At 57.5% G+C, this 3,704-nt stretch carries 3 protein-coding genes; all 3 read right to left on the reverse strand.

Annotated elements, in window-relative coordinates:
• Positions 1-1,207, reverse strand: a 1,207-nt coding sequence (locus B4F73_RS16025; protein WP_290483763.1) for a UdgX family uracil-DNA binding protein, incomplete at its 3' end; no start/stop codon positions are given.
• Complete coding sequence (locus B4F73_RS16030; RefSeq protein WP_290483764.1) at positions 1,204-2,454, reverse strand: putative DNA modification/repair radical SAM protein; 1,251 nt, start codon at positions 2,452-2,454, stop codon at positions 1,204-1,206. The genes B4F73_RS16025 and B4F73_RS16030, both read right to left, overlap by 4 nt.
• Before the next feature lie 107 nt (positions 2,455-2,561).
• Positions 2,562-3,704, reverse strand: a 1,143-nt coding sequence (locus B4F73_RS16035) for a putative bifunctional diguanylate cyclase/phosphodiesterase (protein WP_290483765.1), incomplete at its 5' end; no start/stop codon positions are given.

A 3,704-nucleotide genomic window follows, 5' to 3' on the forward strand; every position in this document is an offset into this window, starting at 1 on the left:
CGCGCTCCGCTTCGATCCACCAGCGGCAGGTGTCGATCTCTCCCGCATTGGGTCTTTGATGCATGCGCCGTTTGCCGCGCGGCTGGAATTTGAAATGCTTCACGGCATTGGTGACATATGCCTCATTCCGGTTCAGCCCGGCGTCGTTCAGCACCCGGTCCAGCAACTGTCCGGCAGGTCCAACGAAGGGGCGGCCGGAAATATCTTCCTGATCTCCAGGCTGTTCACCGACAATCATCAGTCGCGCATCGGTCGGTCCTTCGCCAGGTACTGACTGAGACGCGTCCTTGCAGAGTGGGCACCGCGTGCACGCCGATAGCGCTTTTCTTATTTCGGGCCATGTCTGATGCGCCGGGGCAGGGGCGGCCTTTCCGATCCGCTGGCGGGTCAGGACTTCGGCCAGCGGGTTCGGTGCGCGCTCGGGCTGAAGCTGCATGGATTTCGCCCTTTCTGATGCGGACGCAATCAGGTTCGGGATGAGGTCGGCTTCAGGCAGGTTCTTCCAGTATTTGCGCGGCATCTCCGAAGTCATCGCAGTCACTTTCAGGCGCGCTGGATTGAAGATCGATTTGAAATAGGTGCGCCATTGGTCCTCAACCGCGTCAGCCGGAGGCACATCGGACTTGCTTCCCCCGTCGGCGTAGCGAAGCGTTGTGCCGTCCCACGCGGCGGACATGGACGGTGTGACGATGACCCAGTCCATGTTTGGAAACCGGCGTTGGAAGAAAGGTGCGCTGAGTTCAAGTGTCCGATGAGTGGGTTCGAACCAGGCTGCAAACTCTTGCCGACCGACGCCCCCCGCATTTACCTGTCTGAACCGAACAAAGGCGTGGGTCTTGTGAACATCCCGCCGGATCGTCTTGTCGCAATCTTCCAACCATTTCACATCCGTTTCCGTGATACGGCTGAGATAGGCACCCTCCTGCTGGAGTCGCCACAGGATCCTGTAGAGCCGGATGAACCGGCTGGTGTCGGTGTGACAGACGACGCGTCTGGCGCGGTCAATAAACAGTTTCGGAACACGAGGTCTGGAAGACGAAGGCGGAGCGGGGTGCGGCTGGTAAGCGGGTGTTGCAAACAATGTTCCAGCGTCACCTGCAATGTGCCACTCGACTTCGTCCGGTTTGACGCCTTCGGCCAGTAGATGTCGGGACAATCTGCGCCAACCGTCAAAGTCTGTTGGTGACTGCAATTCGACAGTGATCATGAAAAAAGGTCCAACTGTCTTGGCCGCGAAACAAAGCGATCTCTCAAGCCAAGGGAATCGGTCAGATGGCCCGGCGACCAGTTTGCCGCTGTGATAAATGGCCGGATATTTTTCAGACTGCGTACGATCTTACCGAGGTCTGTCAGCGTCAATCGCGTATGCCGTCTCGCTTGAATGATGCGCTTGGCGGACGCCGGACCGAGCCCGGGTATCCGCAACAATTCTCCGTAGGAGGCCTTGTTGATATCCATTGGGAACACCCCTCGGTTCTTGAGTGCCCAAGCCAGTTTTGGATCGATGTCGAGATCCAGCATGCCGCCCTCGGCGACCGACGTGATTTCTGAGGTCGAGAAGCCGTAGAAGCGAAACATCCAGTCAGCCTGGTACAGGCGGTGTTCCCTGATCAGGGGCGGACGGATGGGTGGCAGGTCGGCACTGGCATCCGGCACCGGGCTGTAGGCGGAATAGTAGATGCGCTTCAGGCCATAGCCAGCATAGAGTCGCGAGGATGACTGCAAGATATCGGCATCGCTGGATGCGTCTGCTCCAACAATCATCTGGGTTGATTGCCCGCCCGGAGCAAAAGCTGGCGGCTTGGCACGCTTCAGCAGGCGGCTGGTCTTGGCATCCTTCGCATTGTCGATTTCGTGACGTATATCCGCCATCGCCTTGCGAATGGTCTGGCCGCTCTTTTCCGGGGCGTAGTGAGACAGTCCCTGTTCGGATGGAAGCTCGACATTCACCGACAGCCGGTCGGCGTAAATGCCGGCTTGGCGGATCAGTTCCGGGTCGGCCTCGGCGATGGTCTTCAAATGTATGTAGCCGAGAAAGCCATGGTCTTCCCTCAGGCTGCGGGCAACCTCCATCAATTGTTCCATCGTATAATTCGGAGATCGAATAATACCTGATGACAAGAAGAGGCCTTCGATATAATTGCGCTTGTAGAAGTCCAGAGTCAGTTTGACGATCTCGTCCACAGAAAAACGCTCTCGCTGCACGTTCGATGACGACCGGTTGATGCAGTAGCGACAGTCGAAGACACAAAAATTGGTCAGCAGCACTTTCAGAAGTGAAATACACCGCCCATCCGGCGCGTAGGAATGGCAAATTCCCATCCCTTCGGTGGATCCGATTCCGGCTGTGCCCAGTGCATTGCGTTTCCTGGACCCTGACGACGCGCAAGACGCGTCATATTTCGCAGCGTCCGCTAGAATTTCCAGTTTCTGTATGATCGTTCGACGCGCCATGATCTGTTCTCCAAGATATGGAACATATCACGAACACGCTGGGCCGCACTAATCTATGTCAGCGATTTGGTCGGAGTGCTCACCCACAACAGGTGTTACCTGGCCATTCAGGCGAGCCGGCGTTCTAAAGACGCCGAATGCTCGCGGGAGGACCGTGCAAGGCAAAATGCGATCAGTTTGTCCACTGCCATGGGGCGCCCCGTGAGGTAGCCTTGGATCGCATCGCAGCCGAGCGCCTTGAGTGCAGCATAAGTGGCTTCATCTTCGACACCTTCACATACCACCCGCATGCCCAGCGCGTGTGCAAGATCGAATGTGGATTTCAGGATCATGCGGTCACGCTGGCTGTCCCGGACATCCGAAATCATGCTCCGGTCGAGTTTCAGTTCATCGGCCGGCAGACGCTTGAGATAGGCAATTGAGGATTGCCCTGCGCCATAATCATCAATCGCCAGCTTGATTCCGGCATCGCGGAAGGCATTCGCTGAGCAGATGGCGAGTTCAGGCTGTTCCATCACAGCCGTTTCGGTGATCTCGATCGCAATCGTTGCGCCGGACTGATTGATCGTGTCAGCGAGCTGCCGACAGAAGTCGATCTCAAGCAGGGACCTAGCAGACATGTTCACGGCAATGGCGGCATCTACCCCCATCCGGCGCATCGTCGATTGATCTCGTATAGCCTGCTTGATCGCCCAGAGCGTCAGCTTGTCGATTGCACCGGTTTTCTCGGCGACGGTGATGAAGCTGTCCGGCGCGATCTGACCGAAGGCCGGATGGTTCCAGCGCATCAACGCTTCGACGCCGACAACTTCATTGCTTCTGGTACATATCTTGGGCTGATAGACGAGGTGGAACTCATCACGGTCCAGTCCCGCGTTCACTTCCGTCAGCAGGGCGAGCCTGAGCTGGGGATCTTCAAACTGGGCCTCTCCCCAGCGAACCAGGTCGCGTCTTGTCCGTCGGGCATGGTCCAATGACAAGGAGGCGCGGGACAACGCTGTCTCCTCATCGTCGGTCTGGCTTGCGATCATGGCGACGCCTGCCGAGAGCTCGATATGGAGCGACTGACCGGCGACGACGATCGTGTGTTGCAGCGCCGATCGAACGTCATCGATGCATTTGTCGACGCTGTCCTGGTCGCCCACTCTGATTAGCGTGCCGAGGACAGATGCTCCCAAATGGTAATGTGTAAGACCTGTGCCGGTTTCGTAGAGACGTTCGGCAGCCGACCGGATCAGGGTTTTTGCGTT

Origin of the sequence: Hyphomonas sp. UBA3601, assembly GCF_002375605.1 — a bacterium.
Classification (GTDB): Bacteria; Pseudomonadota; Alphaproteobacteria; order Caulobacterales; family Hyphomonadaceae; genus Hyphomonas.